Origin of the sequence: Bacteroides mediterraneensis, assembly GCF_900128455.1 — a bacterium.
GTDB classification, from domain to species: domain Bacteria; phylum Bacteroidota; class Bacteroidia; order Bacteroidales; family Bacteroidaceae; genus Phocaeicola; species Phocaeicola mediterraneensis.
In genome coordinates, this window is record NZ_LT635783.1 from 2,893,889 (window position 1) to 2,914,373 (window position 20,485).

Sequence of the window (20,485 nt, forward strand, 5' to 3'; positions counted from 1 at the left end):
TTTCTACAATATCATTTTCATATAACTACATGCACGAACCTTTCTCACCTCTTGGTGCCACGACCAGGACGCGAATAATATGCAGGACTGCCAGGTTTACTGATGTGTGTAATGTAATCATATCTGCTATCTTTTCTTATTTACAGCTGCAAAGGTAAAGGCTTTTTTGTAACATGCAAATAAAATGACACTTTTTTTTCAAATAAATTATCATTCGTAAGAAACAACACGTTTTTCTTATCAGTTTATCATCCAATCCCATTCTTACCTCCCCAATAATTTTACCATTTAAGTCTCAGATAAACACGTAGTTCCTACAATCTATATATAATTGGTAATATATTAATAAGGTATGTTTTATCTTCTATTTTATTTACAAAGCACATCCGATATAACCCATTTTATTTCCTTTAACAGTATTGATTACTATTCTTTTTTAATATATAAACGTTTTATAGAAAAAACTTTTGTGTAATAATGTTTTTTTATATCTTTGCCCACAGTAAAACTCAATTTCAAAACAACTAAAGCTATGAAACATTTTGGAAAAATGATTTTAGGTGCTTGCACCGTATTAACTTTAACCTGTACACCGGCTCAAATGCTTGCACAGAGCCTTTCTCCTTCCACCCAATGGGAATGGAACAAAGGTACCATCGTCATTAAATCCCCTGAACGTCCGGCCGGACAAGAATGTGTGCTCGGACTGACTGTCCCGAAAATGAATGTAGTCCGCGTAGGTTTCGTAGGACTGGGTATGCGTGGTCCGGGAGCCGTAGAACGCTTCACCCACATAGCCGGCACCAAAATCGTAGCTTTGTGTGATTACGAAAAAGACCGGGCTGAAAGATGTCAGGGCTATTTGCAAAAGGCTTGCCTGCCCGAAGCTGCCATCTACTCTGGTGCAGAAGGCTACAAAGCACTCTGCGAACGCGATGACATCGATTTGGTATACATCGCAGCCGACTGGGACCACCACTTCCCTATTGCCAAATATGCCATGGAACATGGTAAGAATGTGGCTATTGAAGTACCGTCTGCCATGAACTTGGAACAGTGCTGGGAACTCATCAACTTGTCAGAAAAGAACCGCAAGCACTGCATGATTCTGGAAAACTGCTGCTACGACTGGTTCGAAATGAATACGCTAAACATGGCACAGCAGGGGGTGTTCGGTGAAGTCATCCGTGCACAAGGAGCTTACATCCACAACTTGGATGATTTCTGGCCTTATTACTGGAAAAATGGAAAAGAAGATAAACTGGGATGGCGTCTGCGTTACAACAAGGAAAACCGGGGCGATGTATATGCCACTCACGGACTTGGCCCTGTGGCTCAAGCACTCGATATTCACCGTGGCGACCGTATGACTACACTGGTAGCTATGGATACCAAATCCGTACACGGTAAGGCATTGGTAGAAAAAGCAACCGGTGAACCTTGCGAAGAATTCCGCAACGGTGACCACACCACTACCCTGATCCGTACTGCCAACGGAAAGGTCATCGAAATCCAGCACGACGTGATGAACCCGCAACCCTATAACCGCTTGTACCAGCTGACCGGAACAAAAGGCTTCGCCAACAAGTATCCGATTGAAGGCTATGCTGTAGATGCAGCCCAGATGAAAGCTTCCGGCGTACAGCCAAAGGTAGACAACCTGAGTTCTCATTCTTTCCTTCCGGAAAAAGAAATGCAGGCATTGGTTGAAAAATACCAGCACCCGATTCTGAAGAAATACGGTGAAATGGCTAAGGAAGTAGGTGGACACGGTGGTATGGACTTCATCATGGACAGCCGTTTGGTATACTGTCTGCAGAATGGACTGCCATTGGATATGGATGTGTACGACTTGGCTGAATGGTGCTCACTGGCAGAACTGGGAGCCATCTCTATGGATAACGGTTGCGCAGCTGTTGCATTCCCTGACTTTACTCGCGGACACTGGAACGATGTGAAAGGATTCCACCATGCATTTGCTACTCCGGAAGAAGAAGCAGCTACTGAATTGACTGCTGAAACTGCTACTCTTTCCCTCAAAGTCCAGGGCATGAAAGAATGGTTGGCTAAATCAAAGAAAGCCGATGTAAAGAAAGAAGAAGTAGAATCACACATCCAGCAGCTTTCCTCACAATTGGAAAAGACTCAGAAAAAAGCGAATGGTGCTGAAAGCAAGGAACTGAAAGAAGCCGTAAAACAAGCTGAAAAGATGTTGAAACAGGCTCAGAAACTGCTGAAATAACTAAGGTATTAGTCTTCCATACATCACAAAGAAAGAGGCTGTCTCAAAATGAATTGAGATGGCCTCTGTCGTTTCATATCAGACTGAAGTCGTTTGGATTTTTCTCAAAAAAAGGAATTTACAAGTTTCTTTCTACAGATTTCATCGCTTTAAACGGTTTTTTCTTGGTCAGAAGCCTCCTAAGAGGCTACTTTTGCAAGATTATGCGCTATGGCCAGCAGGCCAAATTCAATTTCCACCTTCTTCAGTCCACGGAGATGGAACCTCTTGAAGTGCTTGTTGTTCTTGAGGTTTCCAAATACGGCTTCCACATCCTGCGGCCGCTGGCTCCGGTATTTAAGACCTTCCGCAGAAAGGAGTTTCTCACGTTCCCTTTCCTTGATTTTCCTCAGCCTGTGGTTTACCTGCACAATCCTTTCCGACCGGCTTCTGTGACACCGGCATCTTAACGGGCAGCCCTTGCAGTTCCGGGCCCTGTACCTTGAGATGGTCTGTACAAAACCGTTGTCCGTCGTCCGCTTTACATCGGAGAGTCTTTTCATCCTCTGTCCCATCGGACAGTACATCCCGTCGGTTTCTTCATTATAGTAAAAGTTGGCAGACAGGAACGGGTCATTCCTGAAGCTCCTTTTCTGTTCCTTGTGGAAATAGCTGTACTTTATGAAGGTTTCAATGCCATGCCTGAAGGCGTACAGGTAGTTCTCCTCGCTTCCGTATCCGGCGTCACAGACGGACACGTCAGGATATCTGCCGTACAGGGAATGGAAGTCTTCCATGTGCAGGGGATAGGTGGAGGTGTCACCGGCACACTGGTGGAGGGTATAGTTCAGGATGAACTGTCTGTTGGTACTGACCTGCGGGTTGTATCCGGGCTTGAGCTGCCCGTTCCTCATGTGGTCCTCCTTCATCCGCATGAACGTGGCGTCGGGGTCTGTCTTGGAGTAGCTGTTGCGCCCATCGAGAATCTTTCCCTGGGATTCATATTTCTTCAGCTGTTCGGGCCATGCCTTCCTCACGCGCCGAACCTTGGCCTTCACTTTCCGGTCCGCATCCGTTCCCTCCAAGGCTTCATGTATCTGCTCCAGCGCCCTTTCCACCTTCTCGGGGGTGATGTCCTGGTAAGTGACGGGAGCGGAGTCGCGCAACTCCTGCTTGGTGACGGACTCGGCGTACCGCCATATTTCCTCAAGCTGTTCCGCGATTCTGGAGATGCGGGTGTGGATGGACTTGCCCCAGACGAACGTATAACGGTTGGCGTTTGCTTCCATCTTCGTCCCGTCGGTGCAGGCCACGTCCAGACTTACAAAGCCCTCCGCCACGAGGAACTTCACGATGGTGGCGAAGACGGTCTTGAGCACATCCTTCAGCCGACTGCTGCGGAAACGGTTGATGGTGTTGTGGTCAGGAGTCACATTGCCGGTCAGCCACATGAAGCGGATGTCATTGCGGCAAAACTCTTCGATGCGGCGGCTGGAATAGATGTTGCGCAGATAGGCATATACCAGAATCTGCAGCATCATGCGGGGATGGTAGGCCGGACAGCCTTTGACGGAGTACTTGCGGTAAAGTTCTTCCAGGCTGATCTGTTCAATGATACGGTGAACAACCCGGACCGGGTCGTTCTGGGGAATAAAATCGCCTAAACACGGAGGTAAAAGCAGATTATCGTTGGAGGTATAGTTTTTAAACATTATCTTTGGGATATATTGCTTGATTCCCTAAGATACAAAAAATTAGGGAGACGGGCAAGTCCTGACTGAGCGAAGTTGGGGCTTGCCCGATTTTTTTTGCAGACACAAAAAAGGCCATCTCAAATTATATTTCAATTTGAGACAGCCTCTTTTATCTTTTTATGACCATCGGTCATTTCCTTTTTCTCCGTATGGTTTTCCGAATCGTTCCCGACACACTCAATACCGGCAGATAGATAAAGATACCGATCACCGACATCACCAGTCCGCCGATGGTTCCGGCGGCCAGCGGGAACCAGAACGGGGTCTTTTCGCCTATCATGAACGGCACGAAACCGAGGATGGTCGACATCACCGTCAGGAAGATGGGAATGACCTTCACGTTCCAGGCCTTGGTATAGGCCCTCAGCGGTGACAGTCCCGGGAAGTTCCTGCGGATGGCATTATACTCGTTCAGGATGTAGATGCTTGCGTTCACCGTAATGCCGCACAACAGCACGAAGGAAGCGAAACCTCCCTGGTCGAAGTTCAGGCCGAACAGATAGAACGTGAGGAACACCCCGATATACGACACCGGAATCACGAAGATGATGGCCAGCGGCTGGCTCAGCGAGTTGAAGAGGATGGCCGATATGAAGAAGATGATGGAAATGACAATCAGCAGCAGGAAATACTGGCTGTGGTCTTCCTTCCCCCAGCTCCAATAGGCACTGTCACTCTCCACGGTATACCCCATCGGAAGGCGTTTCCGGAGGGTANGCGTGTTGCGCGCGTTCACCTTGTCCAGCTTCAGCGTCAGCAGGTCGGCCTGTGAGATGGCCGCAATCTTCTGGCGCTGCTCCCCGACGGCATACAGCGTATCGGTGGTGGCCACATTGTCCCGCGCCAGCTCATAATCGGCCTGCGCCATGGCAAGGGTAAAGAAATAGCTTACCGCTTCCTCCGACACGCTCTCTGCATTGTAGAGATACTGCTTCTTCACCTTCTCAAACTTCAAAGGCTCTATCTTCCGGTCCCAGCGGAAGGCATTGAAGCCCAGCAGTTCCTGCTGGTAGCCTATACGGAAAGGGATGNGCCAGGTCGGAGAGCTTGTACTGCTTGCCCTTCACCAGGAACGGCACCGACATGAAAGCCCATACATCATAGTCCCGGCTCTGGGCGGACGACAGCCGCAGATACTCCACGCCGTTGTCGTAAAGGATGCTGCCCGCCAGCTGGTCGCGCATGAATACCGGACGCAGCACCGCAAACAAGTCGTAGGCCGTCAGGTTCTCCTCCGCCATCCTGCGCTTGTCGAACTCCAGATAGAACTCCGTATAGTCGTCCTTCCACCACGAGAACTCCGAACTGACGGTCACCTCCTTGATGCGGCGGTGGGAAAGCAGCAGCTTCTTCATCTCCTCCGCCCAGCGCCCCAGCTCGTCGTAGTTGTAGCCGTACATCTTCACGCGGAAGCTGCCGGCACTCTCCCGCACGTCGTTGCTGAAGCCCTGGTCCTGCAGCCCGTACACGCTCCAGCTTCCCCCGCCCAGGGTCAGCGACTTGCTCACCACGTCCGACTTCAGCACATAGGGAAAGCCCGTATGGCTGTACTCCTTCTTGAAGAACACCTGGATGCTCGCCCGGCGCGCATTGTACACCGATGTCTGGAACTGGCGTATCTCCTTGAACCCGCTCAGGTAGGTCTCCATCTTCTTGATCAGCACGTTCATCTGCTCCAGCGTACTGCCGTTGGGAAGGGTGGCGTTGATATACAGCACCACCTCACTCTCGTCACGGTTGAAGTAGCTGCCGTCGTACACCTTCTCGGCAAAAAGACGGAGAGAACCGCCCAGCACCTTGTCCACTACAGGCTTGATGTCTTCCCGGTAGGTTGTATTGTCGAAAATCTTATTATACCACTCCGCCCAGGCTCCCTTCTGCTCCGCATCCTCTATCTTCTCCGGGAGCATGAATACCGGAAGTCCGAAACCAAGTACCAGCAGAAGGAAGGCGACCGCCCGATAGCGGCTCAGCAGCACGACCATCCCCCGGTAAAAGCGGGTGAAATGCACGGCCCCCCGCTTCACCCACAGCCGCGGATGCGCCGGCTTTCCCCTTTGCAGACCGGTTTTCTCTATCATCGGAGGCACGAAGAACAGGGCTACCAGCAGCGAGATGCCCAGGTTGACAATCACCACCGCCGCAAAGTCCTGCAGGTTCAGGCGTATCTTCTCGTCGAGGAAGAAGATGATGACCAGCGCCCCGATGGTGGTCAGCGTGGCCGCCAGCACCGACATGAACGCCTTCAGGTTGCGCCTTCTCAGAATATGGTCGGTCATGACGATGATGTTGTCTATCACCAAGTTCAGCGAGATGGTGATGCCCGCCAGCGAATAAAGCTGGATTTCCAGCCCCAGCGCATAATACAGGATGACGGCCACGGCAATGTTCACCGCCAGCCCGGCCACTATCAGGAAGAGATACCGCAGGTTGCGCGTAATCACCGCCACGAACAGCAGCAGGATCAGCACGGTGATTCCCGTGCGGAAATAAATCGTGTCCAGCTCCTTCGAGATGTATTCCGTGGCATCATAGCCCGTATGGATTTCGTATCCGGCCGGCATCACGGCCTCCGCTTCGGCTATCACTTTCCTGACCTTCTCTGCCAGGGCAAGCTGGTTGGCCGTTTCCGAGGCGGTAACGGACAGATACACCGAGTTCAGCCCGTTGATGCGGTAGTACGATGTGGGTTCCTCCTCCGTGCGCGTCACCCTGACCAGCCGGTCCAGCGGCACCATGCTCCCGTCGGCCGCCTTCACCGCAATCTCCGAGGGGACAAACCCCTCCGGACTGCCTTCGGTGGTACGCACCAGCCGTATCCATTCCGTCCCATGGTCCGTCTCCAGCTCACAAATCCCCAGAAACTCCCGGCCGTACCTCTCCTCAATGGCGGTCAGGATATCCTGTACCCCCACCCCGATGCGCTCCAGCTGCACATTGTCGTACACGATGCGCCACTCCATGGGCGTGGCACCGCTCAGCTCCACCTTATACACCCCGTCCAATGCCGCAACCAGCGGCTTGATGTGTTCCTCGCCGTACTTCTGTATCACAATGGGCGTGGCGGGAGCGTTCAGCGTGTAGGTCATGAAAGGACGCGAGGCATTTTCATCGCTCCGCTGCGTGGAGATGAGCGGATAGCTCACCCCTTCGGGAAGCTGCGTCCACAACTGCCGGATAAGGGTGGACACCTCAAAGCGGGTCACCCCGATATCCGCATGGCGGTCCAGCTCCATGTCGATGCGCCCGCCCCCGTTGTCGGAAGTGGAACTGATGCTACGGATGCCGTTCACCCGGGCCAGCATGCCCTCCAGACGGCTGGTGACCTCCGTCTCCACCACCCGGGCCGAATTGCCCGGCATGGAGAATGACACCGACAGCCCCGGCATGTCGCGCGAAGGCGAGAGCTTCACCGGCAGCAGAGGCGCCAGCGCCAGTCCCACCAGTGACAGGCACACGAACGTCACTATCAGGGTGAACGACGACCAGACCAGCGGCCGGCCTTCTGTTTTCTCTTTCCTGCTCATGGCCCCTTCATCTCAAACGGTTCTCAAAATCAAAACGGTCGGAAAGCGACATGCCCGTCTCAAAGTCGTGCAGCGTGAGCTTGCGGATCTTGTAGTAGTTCAGCCAGTAGTTCTGGAGCGCCTGTATATAGTTCTTCCGCGCCTCCTGCTGGCGGTTCAGGGCCAGCGTCAGGCTGCTGATGTCCGACTTGCCGATAATGAAACGCCTGCGCGTCTGGTCGTAGGCCAGCTCCGCCAGGTCGAGCGCCTCCGAGGCGCTGGCTATCAGGTCCTGCTGCACGTTGAAGTCACTCACCGTCATCATCACGTCCTCCTCCAGGCTGATCTCTTCCTGACGGGCGGCAATCTTGACCACGTTCAGGTTGTTCCTGGCCATGTTGTACTTGCCCTTTCTCACGCCCCAGTCTACCAGCGGAATGGAAACCGTGAACGACACCAGGTCCTGCTGAAGCAGGTTCCGGTACGCCGCACTGAAGTTGTCGGCCACCTGGTTGAAGCCCACGCTGGCATTGAAGCTGGCATTGAAGCGCGACTCCTTCCTCGTGCGGTCCACCTCACGCTCCGCCTCCAGCACGTTCTGGCGCTGTTCCAGGTACGTCGGATTGTTCTCCCGCGCCAGCACCATGGCCCGGTCGGCCGGCACGTCAACATACCGCGGACGCGACGGAAGCTCCAGCTCGATGTACGCGTTGCGGTCCAGGTTCAGGAAGGTGGCCAGGGCCGACATCGCACGCTTGCGCGCGATCTCCGCATTCTTCAGCGTGTTGCGCGCGTTCACCTTGTCCAGCTTCAGCGTCAGCAGGTCGGCCTGTGAGATGGCCGCAATCTTCTGGCGCTGCTCCCCGACGGCATACAGCGTATCGGTGGTGGCCACATTGTCCCGCGCCAGCTCATAATCGGCCTGCGCCATGGCAAGGGTAAAGAAATAGCTTACCGCCTCTTCCGACACGCTCTCTGCATTGTAGAGATACTGCTTCTTCACCTTCTCGAACTTCAAAGGCTCTATCTTCCGGTCCCAGCGGAAGGCATTGAAGCCCAGCAGTTCCTGCTGGTAGCCTATACGGAAAGGGATACTGGAAAACTGCGTCGACTTCGTGTCGCCGAAGTTCCGCATGTAGTCCAGCTGCGTGTCCACATAGAACGTACCGCCCAGCAGGTCGAAGTTCTGCGCCACGCTCAGCCCCGCGCTGGCGCTCAGCATCTGCTGCTCGCGGTACACGTCGACATTCTCCTGCGAGTCGTAACGCTGCGTGATGTAGCGGTAATACTGCGCCGGGGTCATGTTCAGCGTGAGGCTCGGCAGGCGCGCCGCCTTGTAGCTGCGGTACTCCCAGTAGCCCGACAGGTACATGTTCTGATAACGGAAAGCCGACAGCGAGCTGTCGTTGGCCATCGTGATGGTCTCCTTCAAATCCAGCCGCAGCACACGCTGGGCCTTCATTCCCGCCGCGCAGAGCAGCAGCAGGAACAGTATGCTAAATCTTCTTGACTTCATGTTTTCTATAGATAAACCAGTAAATAAGAGGGATTACAAAAAGGCTGATGACGAGGCCCACCATCATGGTGCCGATCATCGCCACCGAAAGCGGACGCTGCATCTCCGAACCCAGGTCGGACGTGAAGAGCAGGGGCACCATGGCGAACACCGTGGTCAGCGTCGTCATGATGATGGCCCTCAGCCTCCGGTGACCTGCCGTATGGATGGCCTCCAGCAGCGGCATGCCTTCCCTGCGCAGCTCGTTGATGGAGTCCAGCTTCAGGATGGAGTCGTTCACCACGATACCGCAGGAAACGATGATGCCGATGGCCGACATCAGGTTCATGGTATGCCCCGTGGCCCACAGCAGCACCAGTCCGAAGGCGATGTCCATCGGAATCTCCGCCAGCACGATCAGCGGCTGCAGGAAGCTCTCAAACTGGGCGCAGAGGATGAAATACATCAGCAGCACCGAGATGAACAGAATCACCGTCAGCTCTCCCATCATCTTTTTGTTCGAGAAGAAGCTTCCGCCGAACGACACCTCCCAGCGGCTGTCACCGTCGACCGCCCTGCGTATGCCGTCCATCACCTGCGGCACATCCTTCACCTCATAGAAATTCACCGGGATGTACTCCCCGTTGCGTCCGGCAGTGATCTCCTTCAGGTCCTCCCCGGGAACAATGCGCACCAGCTCGCGCAACGGGATGTAGTTCCTTTCTCCCGATGCCGCGTCCGTCCGGGTCTCCACCAGCGTCTCCGCCAGGATGCGGTTCACGCTCATCTCCCTTCCGGCGATGCCGATGGGCAGATACTGCTGGTACGAACGCAGGGTAGAGACCTGGTTGTCCTTCAGGGCCGTACGGAGCACCCTCACCACCTCGTCATAGTCCACATTGTACAGGAGCAGGCGGCTGCGGTCCACCTCCAGGTCCAGCTGGCTGCGGAAAGGCGTGCCCTCGGGCGCACAGCCGGTCTCCCGGGCCATGGCATCCTCTATGGCCCGCACTTCCCCCGCCTCCGGAACCGATGCGCGGTCGGTCCTGCGGAGCTGCGCCACCAGGTCGGGTTCCCCCGTGACGAAAAGCNAGTTCTGCTGCAGGTTCGATATGGTATAGTCCAGCAGCTCCGTCTGGTTCCGGCTGATGCTGAACTCAATGTCGGGATATATCCTTGTGAAATAGTCCGTGGTCTCCTTCAGCTCACGGCGCAGGTTGTCCATGTTCTCCTCGCCCTGCTTGATGATGGCCAGCGTCACCGCCCGCTTTCCTCCTGCCAGCGAGCGCCCCGTCTCGTTGCAGGTAACCGTCTGCACGTCGCAGATGTCCCCCAGCTGCCTCACCTGTCCGTTGCGGTTGAACCAGATCTGCCGCACGTCCTCCGGCGTACGGAGGATGGAGGCGATGCGGATGTTGTATTCATAATACCCGTCGCGCACCAGCATGCTCCCCGGCTCCACGTTGTTCGACGAGAGGATGTCCTCCAGGTCGGCAATGCCCATGCCCAGGCTCTCCATCCTGCCCATATCCGGCACGATGCGCAGCATCTTCTGCGGCACCCCCGTCATGTCGGCCATGGCCACCTGCGGCAGCTGTTCGATGCGCCGCTTCACCACGTTCTCCGCCAGCGTGCACATCTCCAGAAAGGCATCCCCGTCCGTTTCCCGGTAAGGCACATCCTTCCTCAGCGTCATGTTCAGGTAGAACACCGGGATGTCCGTCGCGCTCGCCTTGACGGCCTTCGGCCTTGCCGCATCCCTGGGCAGGCTGTTCATGGCCGCGTCAATCTTCTCGTTCACCTCGATGAAGGCCAGGTCGGTATCCGTGCCGAAATCGAACGACAGGCGGATGATGCCCGACCCGTCGCGCGTCTCGCTCCGCATCTCGCTGAGCCCCGACACCTGCATGAGCTGCCTTCTCAGTGGAGCCACCATGGTATTCTCCAGCTCGCGGGCCGACGAGTTCTCCCCGCTCACCTGCACGGTGATCTGCGGAATGTCTATGTCCGGAAGCAGCGATACGGGCAGCGAGAAGTAAGTCACCAGCCCAACGATGAAGCAGGCGGTGAAAGCCATGAGTACCGCTATCGGTCTTTTTATCAGAAATCTTACCATAGTACGGACATGTTTTAAGGTATCACTTTTACGGGAGCCTCATGCGCAAGGTTCACGTTTCCGGTCACGATGACCTGTGCCCCTTCCTCCATGCCCTCGCCTGTCACGGTATATTCGGTCATGTTCTCCAGTCCGGTGGTCACATAGTTCCACACCGCCCTGCCGTCCTTCAGGGTAAACACCACCTGCTTGCCCGTGCGCAGCACCACCGCCGTCTTCGGCACCACAAGCTGGCCGGGAACGGAGCGTTTCACGCTTACACGCACGTTCATGCCGTCGAACAGTCTTGCACCGCCGTTCACCCTGGCCCTTACGCTCACCAGCCCGTTTTCGTCCACCAGCGGGTTGATTTCCGACACCGTACCGCTGCATGCCCCGGCTGTCCCGGCAAACAGGGCCACCTCCACCCGGTCTCCCCGCCTGACAAGCGGCAGCTCGCTCTCCAGCACCTTGAAGGCCACCTCCATGCCCCCGCTTCCTATCACGCGGCAGAAGGGCTTCGTACCGTCCGGACGGTTGAAACCCCGCGTCTCCAGATTGGCCACCACCCCGTCGAACGGTGCGGTGATCACCGCCTGCTCCAGCTCGAACTTTGCCAGCTCGTATGCCGCACGGCTCTGGCCGTAGCCGCTCTTCACCTCGGCAAGCCGTACTATGTCTTTGGGGATTGACTGCATGCGGTCGGGCGCATACCCCTGCCCTATCAGCACGTCCTTCATCTCCAGTTCCGACTGGCGCAGGGCTATCTCCGCCTTCTCCAGGCTGTTCTTCAGGGTGAACAGGTCGAGTTCGGCTATCTTCTGACCCTTCTTCACCGCATCGCCGTTCTTCACATAGATGTGCGCCACAGGCTCCGAAGTGAGGCGGAACGAAAGGTCCGCATACTGTGAGGCCGTCACCTTGCCGTTGCTCACCAGCTCATGGTTGAACGTGGTCCTCTTCAGTGTCATTACCGTGACCTCATTCACCTGTGAGGGCAGAACCGTTTCCACTCCTTCCTTTTCCTTTCCGAAAGTGTCGTCTTTTTTCTCGCTGCAGCCGGCCCACATTCCGGCGGCAAGCAGCAGCACATATACGTAGTGTGTTCTCATAAATACTTCATTCAAATATGACTTATATTTTATTATTACAAATTATCTACTTTCTGACTCCTTCTAAAGAATAAATGTACCTAAATTATATCTATACCCAATTCTCCTTACCGCTAATGCCCCAAATGAGAAATGATGAAATTCTATGTAATCAGATATCCCGTTATTCAGTGTTATAGGCCTGATGGTAAAACCGCAGAATGATTAATATTATCTACTTTTCTATTCCTCTTGAAACTTAAGATTTTTTGAAACAGACACATTCTTCAAATCATATCTGATTATAGAATCAGAATCTGTTACTGCATACAGGAATCTTTGATCTTCATCTACCGTAAACATCCTTATGTTATCACCAAATGGATAATTATATAATAAATTCCCGTTCCAGTCATAAACCCTCAAAGAACAGTTTTCATTAAACCTTGAATCATTCTCCTTTAATACACTTAACCCACCTGCATAAAGACCAAATATATAATCATCCGTACATTTACCCATTTTATAGTATAGACAACGTGAATCAATGTCTTTTACTATACTTGAGTTTATAGATTTACCCTCCGGGATAATCTGTACAACATTTCCTGATTTTAAATCAGCTATGGAAACCATATCGAAAAATCTATAAAATAATGCAACCTTTGAGCGATCTGGTTTTAATGCCCTGTAAGATTCCTTCAAAAAAGAATTTATATAAGGAAAATCTTCATATTTCAACCGTTGGGTTATAATGTCCTTATCCGTATTATAAAACTCCCAAAAGAAATTGTTGTCTTTCTTAACTCCAGAGCGTAAAGGGTCTTTTGTCATCATCAGATTTAAAGAATCCAAAACATAGACACTATGTGAGGCTAAAAACAGTTCTTTCCCCAAACGGGTCTCAAATTTATATTGTTTATCATATACCGTCTGTCCTGATTCAAGAGAACGTTTTATGTCAAGAACACCCAGATAATTAGGGTAGGACTGTATTATAACTTTGGGATTTCCCGACTCTGTATACGATTGTGCTATCAATCCGAAAGTCATAACCTCATTTGGCCCGCTTCCCTTTTTAAGGAAACTTCCCAGATGTTTTAATGACAAAGTGCTATATGTCTGTATAATATTTTCATTATGATGTTGTAAAATCAGCAGGAATGTATCCACAACCTGAATATCTGTAGGATAAAGCAAATCTATAGGTAATTCCTTCTTTTCAAGTGAAATGACTGTACATGAATCTGTAATATATTTCTGAGCGATATTAGAAGATTTTTCTGTAACTCTATCACATGAAACAGTAAAAAAGGATATAAGCAGAACTAATAATATAATAGGCTTCATCTTTCTTTAAATGATAATGTTAAATAAAAATTTCAAAATAACTTGCGCACTTTGGATCTTACCGAATACGCAAGTTATAAATGATCTTCTTTAAATCATTAAAACTGTTTTTAAAGTTATTAAATATTCTAATGAGAATAATTTAATATTCACGTATACATTCTAGACATTCACTAATTATTGACATACCAGCAGGTTTATGAGATTCTATAGCTCCACATTCTCCGATTCCACCCATTGTAGTTTCAGGACATGTAGCATAATAATCAATTCCATAATCGGTAGTAAAAACTAAATAACATTGTTTTTTTATCCACTCAGCACAATTAGATTCACTTTGTGCCAATGCTTCTACATTAGCCAAAGCCAAGTCTGACATTTCAGCATCCTGCTGTGAAGAATAAACACTATAACCAGCTACCAATGTAAATGCTGTTGCAAATAAAAATTTAAAAACTGACTTTTTCATAAAAAATTTTTATTATAGTTGTTTTTATTAATACACTAGAGGAAATAAACCTCAATTCTCTCAATTATGATTTTATAATTAACTTTGCATCGGTAACACCTCCTTTGACTTCGTCGATTTTCAATTCTTCGATTGGATGGGTTTAACATGGAGTGGGATATGAAAACAAACGTTTGGTAGACATAGGTTTCATATCTCCACTTTTTTTATTTCTCACTTTCTGACGGTTCCCCAGAAATCCAGAGTACGAATCAGATGTTCGTTCAAGGATGTTTCTTCCACACCCCGATAAGGACGAAATACACCAGTGGCTTATCTGCCTACGGCTCGAATCAATTACCCATACGAAATCGGGAGAAATGATACGGACACGCTAGGCAGAAAGAATCTCATCAGTGTCTTCGCTACGCCAGTCAAATGAAATAACATACTTCCATTCCGGATAGATAAATGCGTGAAGAAAGCAGATTTCCGGATGCCGGTCAATAATGACTGCAAGACTGTTCTTAATTTCCACTCGGTAAGGATAGCGCAGATAGACACTGTCGCAAGAAATAACATTTACCGACGACAGATCTTTCGTCTGCAGAAAATCCATATAACACGGATATATTTCTTTGGATACAGAATGACATCCATACAAGAACAGGATTACGATAGCAACAAACGGAAACACAGAAATTCCTATCATATATTTTATACAAGCATCTGATTTTTTACAAACTCAAGATTAAGTAAAATATGAAACAACTCAAAACAATCGGACATGAAAAAGATTATTAAAGTCACATGAAATACGTATTTAAATCACTGCAAATACGTACCAACTTATAACCGTTTTCTTCATCCAACGCCAGTGCATAAATGACATTATGCGTCTCGTCCACACAAAAACGTGCCAAACGTTGACCAGTCCGTATTTCCTTAACAACGTTCCCATGCCAGTCAAACAAAATGACCGATTCAGGCTCCATCGCATCTCCTTCCTTATGTAGCAACGCATAAACAAACTCGTCTCCCGCATAAGCATCTTCAAATCCCAACTGGGTTTTCTCGTTACCTACGACAAATGCCGGGACAGCTCCTTCTGCCAATCCGTAGACTGGTTCATAAATACATAAAGTCGTATCCATGGTCAATTTCCAGCCTGGTCCTACACTAAACAATTCCAATATTCCGCCAATATAAGTGGCATTGAACATCCTTGCATAATCAGGTTTAAAGAATGTGCGCGTGTCACTGCTAAATACAGACCAGATTTCCTCCGCATTACCGGTTACATATTCAGACGGGAAATCCTTATACACGGATGTTATTTGTTTTGTGGCTAAATCGATACAGCCATAACGTAACTTAGGCTGGTTAGCCTTGAGTAAAAACAGGTTTCCTCCCAGCGGAAGCAAATCGTATATGATAAAAGGTATTTCAGACGGAGGAAGAATGCTGTAATCCATCTTATACTCGGTAAAAGACCAGTCTCTTTCCAGATTGGTGTCCAGATTATATGCTACCAATTTGCGCGAAACGCCATCGTAAACATAAAGCGTGTCTTTCCCTGGCGACAAATGAAATTGATTGGCTGACAAAAGTTCGCCAGGTCCTTGCCCTTTACGGGCAAACTTCCCTTTCGGATTCCCGGACAATGTGTACACATGAAAATAACAATCCTCCATATAGTCCAGTATCACGAGTAAAGAGTCTGTACATTCCATCTGCAAAGGGAAACGCCATATGGAAGAGTCGTTCAATGTATGAGCTTCCACGGTGTGCTGAAAACGGTTGATATCCGTTCACCCAAAACGGTGATATCCGTTCACTTTTCATACTCTTTACCTATGGCGATGCAAATTTATTGATTTTCGTCTGTAACGTTGCAGTTTTGATGTCTTTTTTGACGTAAACTGCTGCCTTGTAGCTCGAAGCGCACACTTGTGTGTACCAACCTGTCTAATATTGCATCAGCTGCAGTCGTGTTGCCTTTCATCACATCGTACCAGTTGGCAACCGGCAGTTGTGATATGATGATCGTAGCTTTTTGTCCATGGCGGTCTTCTATAATCTCCATAAAGTCAAGTAACTGTTGTCCGTCAAGAACTTTCATGCCGAAGTCGTCCAGTATAAGCAGGTCAGTCTGTGCCAGCTTGGCGAAGAAACGATGCAGGGTACTGGATATACGGGCAAGGCTTATTTCCTCGAAGAGCCTGTACAGGTTATAATAAGCAACCTTATATCCGTTCATGCAGGCCTGATGACCAAACGCTGTACCCAACCAGCTTTTACCGGTACCGGCAGCACCCGTAATAAGTATGGATACCCCGTTTTTCACATAGTCACAAGTGGCGAGATTAAGCACTTTCTGCTTGTCCACGCCACGCTTGCTGTCATAGATAACTTCGCTTATGGATGCCTGATAACGGAAGTGTGCTTTTTTTATCAGACGGGCATTCCGGCTTTGATTCCGGTTATCCAGTTCAGCCTGTATAAGCAGTTGCAGACCGTCTTTCAAGGAGAGCGACTCTGCCTGTCGCGTCTCCTGCATGGTAGCCCAGTAATGGGCCATTCCAGGCATCTTAAGGTTTCTTAGAGCATTGATAATTTCATCCATCGTTATTTGTTTTGAGTGTTAGAAGTCTGTCATTTGAACTGTGATTTTCCACGGATATTACAGTGCTGCGGAGGAGCAAAGGAAGATGAAGGCTGCCCTACACCGGCACACTTGCTCTCTACCAGCGAACGGATAAAGCGGTAGCTGCATCTGTCTACATCCAAGGCTGTCTCGCAGGCTTTCTGGAAGACGGCCGGATCACTGCTCCTTTGCAGGTTTAGAAGCCCGTCGCAGGTCTTGTAATGAGTCTCCGGAGGCATTGTGGAAGAATAAAATATGCGGCGGATTACATCTCCAAGTATGCCGGATGCACGCTCGGCACGCTCTATGTATGATTTTGCGCTCATCCCTCTGTATTCCAGGGAGTTGCTTGCAAGATGCTCCTTTACGATAGTATACTTTCCCCTGTTGTAATCACGTAGGTGAGTGGCTACAAGCTCACCGTCCACATATACTTTTACCAGTGTGCGTGTATATGCGACATGTGCGGTTTTGGATATATACTGATACGGTACTGTATAATAGTGCTGGTCACGTCCAAGATAGATACAGCAGTTGGTTGACACCTTCAAATCGGTATATGACACAATCTCAAAATCTCTGTCAGGCAGTGGCATAAGATTTGGCTTGTCTACGGCAAGGAACCGTTCCTCACGCGTGTAAGGATGCTTTTGCATGCGTTTCTGGTTGTGCGCTTTCATTTTGAGTGAGGCTGCCCGGTTAAGCTCTTCCAGTGAATGGAAGGTTTCATTGCGGAGTTCGGCAAACACACGCATATAGACAAGCCTCACGGTCCCTTCCACGTTGCTTTTATCTTTTGGGTGTGCGGGACGTGCCGGTATGATGACCGTGCCATAATGATTGGCCATATCCTCCATTACACGGTTAAGCGAAGGCTCATATCTGTCTGTCTTGACAACGGCAGCTTTAAGGTTGTCAGGGACAAGCATCTTTGGTACGCCGCCAAGATGTTTCAGGCACTGCGTTATGGCATATACAAAGTCTTCTGTACGCTGTGAACGTACGAAGAGGATATAACCGTAGTCGCTTGCAGGCAGAGTGGCTACAAAAGCCTGACACTGGACGACCTCACCGGTTTCCATGTCAACGTATCCCATAGTATCACCGGCAAAATCGAGGAAAAGCTTTTCGCCGCCCGTACGCATGTCGGCAAGTATGGTGGATGGCGACTCCTTCCTGGCCTCTGTGTTCTGATTGTAATGAAAACGGAACTGTGTCAGGCTGTAGTGGTCATCCGGATGCTCATTACGGTATTCCTCCCAAAGCAGCTTCAGCGTGACATGCTTGCGCTTCATCTCCTCCTGAAGATATGGAAGAAGGGCTTTGAATGTTTCAAAACGCTTGTCGCTATATGCAGGATTGCCGCCCTTGAGACGGTGCTCAAGAATGGGATCATCCAACCTGATAAGTTCATCAAGGCTCAGGCTGTCAGCGTTGACCTTGTTCATGTAGTTGTTCACTGTCTCCTTGTTCATGCCGATTATATCGGCAGCCTTGCGGTTGGAGATTCCGCTCTTCTTTAGTAGAAGAAGTTGTTTGATCTGGCTCATATTCTTACTTTTTCCTGCCATAGTCGTATTGTATGAAGATTGTTTTCTGCATACAAGATACGGGAAAAGAGTAGCAAGTGAACGGACATGCTCCGTTTTTTATGCAGGCATTGTCGTTTCTGTGAGAAGGTGAACGGATATGCTCCGTTTTTCGAATGTAAACAACTGATTATTGTATCATTACATTCTTATCTCTGAACGGATATACTCCGATTTCTGTATACTAAAACGGACATTTTATCGTAATCCAAAACCACTGAACGGATATGCTCCGTTTTTTATGGCGTTTTGTGGCGTTTTTAGCTGAAATGAACGGATATACTCCGTTTTTCAGGCACTTTTCAAGGCCAATTTAGCGGTAAAACTGGATGGATTAAGCCGTTCAGAGTGGGTGGGGATGCTCCGTTTTCGGCACACGGTGCAAATACTATCCGATTTGATACCATTGGAATAATAGACCGACGCATTCTTTTTAGCACATCCAGCAGTGCTCAGAAACACCAATAAAAGCAAGTAAAAAAACAGCTTCTTCATTTTCATAAATACACTATAATACTAGTATGACATCACTCTATTTTCACAAAGAACAAGAATGACTTCCCGTTAAAGTTCCTTTAGAGGGGCCTATTTCAGTCCCACATAACCCACACTTGGCATGACATTTATTAACACTTCCTCTACATGACCATGTTGTATTTGTACCGCTCTCTCCACCAGCCAATGCTTCTACGTTAGCCAGTGCCAAATCTGACATTTCAGGCTTTTGTTGTGATGTATATACACTATAACCGGCCATTAAAGCGAATACTGCAACGAATGCAGTTCTTATAAAATTCTTTTTCATTTGTAGTTGTAATTTTATGTTAAATCTCAAGTTCTTAACTCTCCGAAAAGCAACAAATCCCCGATTTGTAGTGCTTCAAAATAATAATTACCTTTGCATCGGTAACACCTCCTTTCTTCAATTGGATGGGTTTAACACTGAGTGGGATATGGATACAAAGGTTTGCTAGACATTAGGTTTCATATCTCCACTCTTTTTTATCTCTTATTTTTGACTGTTCCTCAAAAGCCCAAAGTAAAGGACTTCTCGGGGATATTGTTATATATTGTTATAGTACGCCAGAAATCACCAGGCTCCTCGGCTTTATATTTCACTGTTAAGTTTCTGTAGAAGATGAACTGCAACCAGCCAATAAAACAGAAGAAAACAGTTCATTTCAGTCGCTACATTTATGTTAGGGATACTATAGGCTAAGAGCATATTTATACAGATATTTATGATTCTCTCCTATGCACCATAACATATTATTCCCAATATGTATAGAAATAACGCTGTGATTTAAAACATATCGTTTGACTGGCGTTCCTTCCCAATTATAGACCAGTACGATATTACTGGTATAGGCCGAACTTTCTTTATCCAACAATGACGAACCTGAATATAATAAATAGACGTATGATGAATCATACGACAATGATAAAAAGCCTACCGCTTCCTCTTTCTTGTGGGCTATAACAGGTCCTTCCTCAGGAATGGCAAATTGAGGGAAATGATAATATCTATGCGCCGAAGGTGATAGATTGTAGGATTCATCAATATTGTAAAAATCTATTAGTCCTTTATATGCGGCAACGAATTTATTTTTATCCGGATGCACCCCTATTAAAGTACCAGCGTACAATGCCGCTTTCTGGTAAGGCTGCAGTGGCTGAATGTCTTTATTGCTTGGATATTCTTCTTCACAAACATAAGTGCTATCAGCAATGTTGTATATCAGAAAGCGTCCTTGTTCAAACATTCCTGTGCCTATGATTGAAGTAGAGTCAAGCATTGCTAATGAATAAAAACGATTTATAGATTCATTAATCTGTATAATCTCTTTGTACTCATAACTATTCAGGTCCAACTTGAAGATTTTTCCTTTAATTCTATCTGCAAATAGAAATTCACTCATGTTATTGGATACAGGCAAATACTGTATGATTTCGTTAGGTCCGTTACCTATATGAGCAGTATTGATCACCTCGTTGGTTTTTTGATTCCATATAGAAAGACGATCTTTTATGCGAATGTTAGAAAAAATAAAACATGAATCAATATAGGAAACGGAAAAAGGCAGTAACAGTCCCTTTTCTTCCAGATTTATGGAATCTACCGACATGATTACTGAACTCATTGGGAAATCCGTATCAATATCAGACAAACCTTTATCTGTACAGTTTGTGAGACAAAGTAAGTACAATAAAATAATAAGTTTGTTATTCAGTTTAAGCATCGTATTAAAACTTCTTTATAATTGATTATTACAGCTTTGCCATTAAAGT

14 protein-coding genes and 1 pseudogene are annotated in these 20,485 nt (G+C 48.6%); 1 reads left to right on the plus strand and 14 read right to left on the minus strand.

Annotation, left to right across the window (positions count from 1 at the left end):
* Nucleotides 1–532 precede the first annotated feature (532 nt).
* Complete coding sequence (locus tag BQ7480_RS12380; protein ID WP_072543107.1) at nucleotides 533–2,242, plus strand: Gfo/Idh/MocA family oxidoreductase; 1,710 nt, start codon at nucleotides 533–535, stop codon at nucleotides 2,240–2,242.
* Between the two features lie 179 nt (nucleotides 2,243–2,421).
* Here the strand turns inward: BQ7480_RS12380 and BQ7480_RS12385 are convergent, their stop codons facing one another.
* The 14 genes and pseudogenes from BQ7480_RS12385 to BQ7480_RS12450 all read right to left on the minus strand — a co-directional run bounded on the left by BQ7480_RS12385 (nucleotide 2,422) and on the right by BQ7480_RS12450 (nucleotide 20,436).
* A complete protein-coding gene (locus tag BQ7480_RS12385; RefSeq protein ID WP_083581734.1) occupies nucleotides 2,422–3,933 on the minus strand; it encodes an IS1182 family transposase in 1,512 nt (503 codons plus the stop codon).
* Nucleotides 3,934–4,105: 172 nt separating this feature from the next.
* Nucleotides 4,106–5,005 (minus strand): efflux RND transporter permease subunit, encoded by a 900-nt coding sequence (locus BQ7480_RS17815; protein ID WP_083581816.1) that lies wholly within the window; start codon nucleotides 5,003–5,005, stop codon nucleotides 4,106–4,108.
* Between the two features lie 7 nt (nucleotides 5,006–5,012).
* Nucleotides 5,013–7,502: pseudogene (locus BQ7480_RS12395) on the minus strand (efflux RND transporter permease subunit); the annotation flags it as partial.
* A 7-nt stretch (nucleotides 7,503–7,509) separates the two neighbouring features.
* Nucleotides 7,510–8,997 carry a TolC family protein gene (locus BQ7480_RS12400; protein WP_072543109.1) on the minus strand — a complete coding sequence of 496 codons (1,488 nt, stop codon included), beginning with the start codon at nucleotides 8,995–8,997 and terminating at the stop codon, nucleotides 7,510–7,512.
* The gene (locus tag BQ7480_RS12405) at nucleotides 8,978–11,092 is read right to left on the minus strand and encodes an efflux RND transporter permease subunit (protein ID WP_072543110.1); all 2,115 of its coding nucleotides are present in this window, start codon (nucleotides 11,090–11,092) and stop codon (nucleotides 8,978–8,980) included. The genes BQ7480_RS12400 and BQ7480_RS12405 overlap by 20 nt, the downstream gene beginning before the upstream one ends.
* A gap of 14 nt (nucleotides 11,093–11,106) precedes the next feature.
* On the minus strand, nucleotides 11,107–12,183 hold the full coding sequence (locus tag BQ7480_RS12410; RefSeq protein ID WP_072544018.1) for an efflux RND transporter periplasmic adaptor subunit: 1,077 nt from the start codon (nucleotides 12,181–12,183) through the stop codon (nucleotides 11,107–11,109).
* Nucleotides 12,184–12,405: 222 nt separating this feature from the next.
* Nucleotides 12,406–13,512 carry a BF3164 family lipoprotein gene (locus tag BQ7480_RS12415; RefSeq protein WP_072543111.1) on the minus strand — a complete coding sequence of 369 codons (1,107 nt, stop codon included), beginning with the start codon at nucleotides 13,510–13,512 and terminating at the stop codon, nucleotides 12,406–12,408.
* A 142-nt stretch (nucleotides 13,513–13,654) separates the two neighbouring features.
* Entirely contained in the window at nucleotides 13,655–13,981 is a 327-nt protein-coding gene (locus BQ7480_RS17620; RefSeq protein WP_083581817.1) for an NVEALA domain-containing protein, read from the minus strand.
* Between the two features lie 373 nt (nucleotides 13,982–14,354).
* Nucleotides 14,355–14,672, minus strand: a complete 318-nt coding sequence (locus BQ7480_RS12425) for a BF3164 family lipoprotein (protein WP_072543112.1) — start codon at nucleotides 14,670–14,672, stop codon at nucleotides 14,355–14,357.
* Nucleotides 14,673–14,766: 94 nt separating this feature from the next.
* A complete protein-coding gene (locus BQ7480_RS12430) occupies nucleotides 14,767–15,744 on the minus strand; it encodes a BF3164 family lipoprotein (protein ID WP_139255776.1) in 978 nt (325 codons plus the stop codon).
* A gap of 86 nt (nucleotides 15,745–15,830) precedes the next feature.
* Nucleotides 15,831–16,586, minus strand: coding sequence for an IS21-like element helper ATPase IstB (istB, locus tag BQ7480_RS12435; RefSeq protein ID WP_072541451.1), 756 nt, complete (start codon nucleotides 16,584–16,586; stop codon nucleotides 15,831–15,833).
* 29 nt (nucleotides 16,587–16,615) lie between these two features.
* Nucleotides 16,616–18,178, minus strand: coding sequence for an IS21 family transposase (istA, locus tag BQ7480_RS12440; protein ID WP_072541450.1), 1,563 nt, complete (start codon nucleotides 18,176–18,178; stop codon nucleotides 16,616–16,618).
* Between the two features lie 556 nt (nucleotides 18,179–18,734).
* Nucleotides 18,735–19,001 carry an NVEALA domain-containing protein gene (locus BQ7480_RS12445; protein WP_072544019.1) on the minus strand — a complete coding sequence of 89 codons (267 nt, stop codon included), beginning with the start codon at nucleotides 18,999–19,001 and terminating at the stop codon, nucleotides 18,735–18,737.
* 403 nt (nucleotides 19,002–19,404) lie between these two features.
* The gene (locus tag BQ7480_RS12450; RefSeq protein ID WP_083581818.1) at nucleotides 19,405–20,436 is read right to left on the minus strand and encodes a BF3164 family lipoprotein; all 1,032 of its coding nucleotides are present in this window, start codon (nucleotides 20,434–20,436) and stop codon (nucleotides 19,405–19,407) included.
* Between the last annotated feature and the right edge of the window lie 49 nt (nucleotides 20,437–20,485).

Excerpts from the sequence above, each read along its gene's own strand:
- BQ7480_RS12380 (WP_072543107.1), top strand. The coding sequence starts at position 533 with ATGAAACATTTTGGAAAAATGATTTTAGGTGCTTGCACCGTATTAACT.
- BQ7480_RS12400 (WP_072543109.1), bottom strand. The coding sequence starts at position 8,997 with ATGAAGTCAAGAAGATTTAGCATACTGTTCCTGCTGCTGCTCTGCGCG.
- BQ7480_RS12450 (WP_083581818.1), bottom strand. The coding sequence starts at position 20,436 with ATGCTTAAACTGAATAACAAACTTATTATTTTATTGTACTTACTTTGT.
- istB (WP_072541451.1), bottom strand. The coding sequence starts at position 16,586 with ATGGATGAAATTATCAATGCTCTAAGAAACCTTAAGATGCCTGGAATG.
- BQ7480_RS17620 (WP_083581817.1), bottom strand. The coding sequence starts at position 13,981 with ATGAAAAAGTCAGTTTTTAAATTTTTATTTGCAACAGCATTTACATTG.
- BQ7480_RS12385 (WP_083581734.1), bottom strand. The coding sequence starts at position 3,933 with ATGTTTAAAAACTATACCTCCAACGATAATCTGCTTTTACCTCCGTGT.
- istA (WP_072541450.1), bottom strand. The coding sequence starts at position 18,178 with ATGGCAGGAAAAAGTAAGAATATGAGCCAGATCAAACAACTTCTTCTA.
- BQ7480_RS12425 (WP_072543112.1), bottom strand. The coding sequence starts at position 14,672 with ATGATAGGAATTTCTGTGTTTCCGTTTGTTGCTATCGTAATCCTGTTC.
- BQ7480_RS12415 (WP_072543111.1), bottom strand. The coding sequence starts at position 13,512 with ATGAAGCCTATTATATTATTAGTTCTGCTTATATCCTTTTTTACTGTT.
- BQ7480_RS12410 (WP_072544018.1), bottom strand. The coding sequence starts at position 12,183 with ATGAGAACACACTACGTATATGTGCTGCTGCTTGCCGCCGGAATGTGG.
- BQ7480_RS12445 (WP_072544019.1), bottom strand. The coding sequence starts at position 19,001 with ATGAAAAAGAATTTTATAAGAACTGCATTCGTTGCAGTATTCGCTTTA.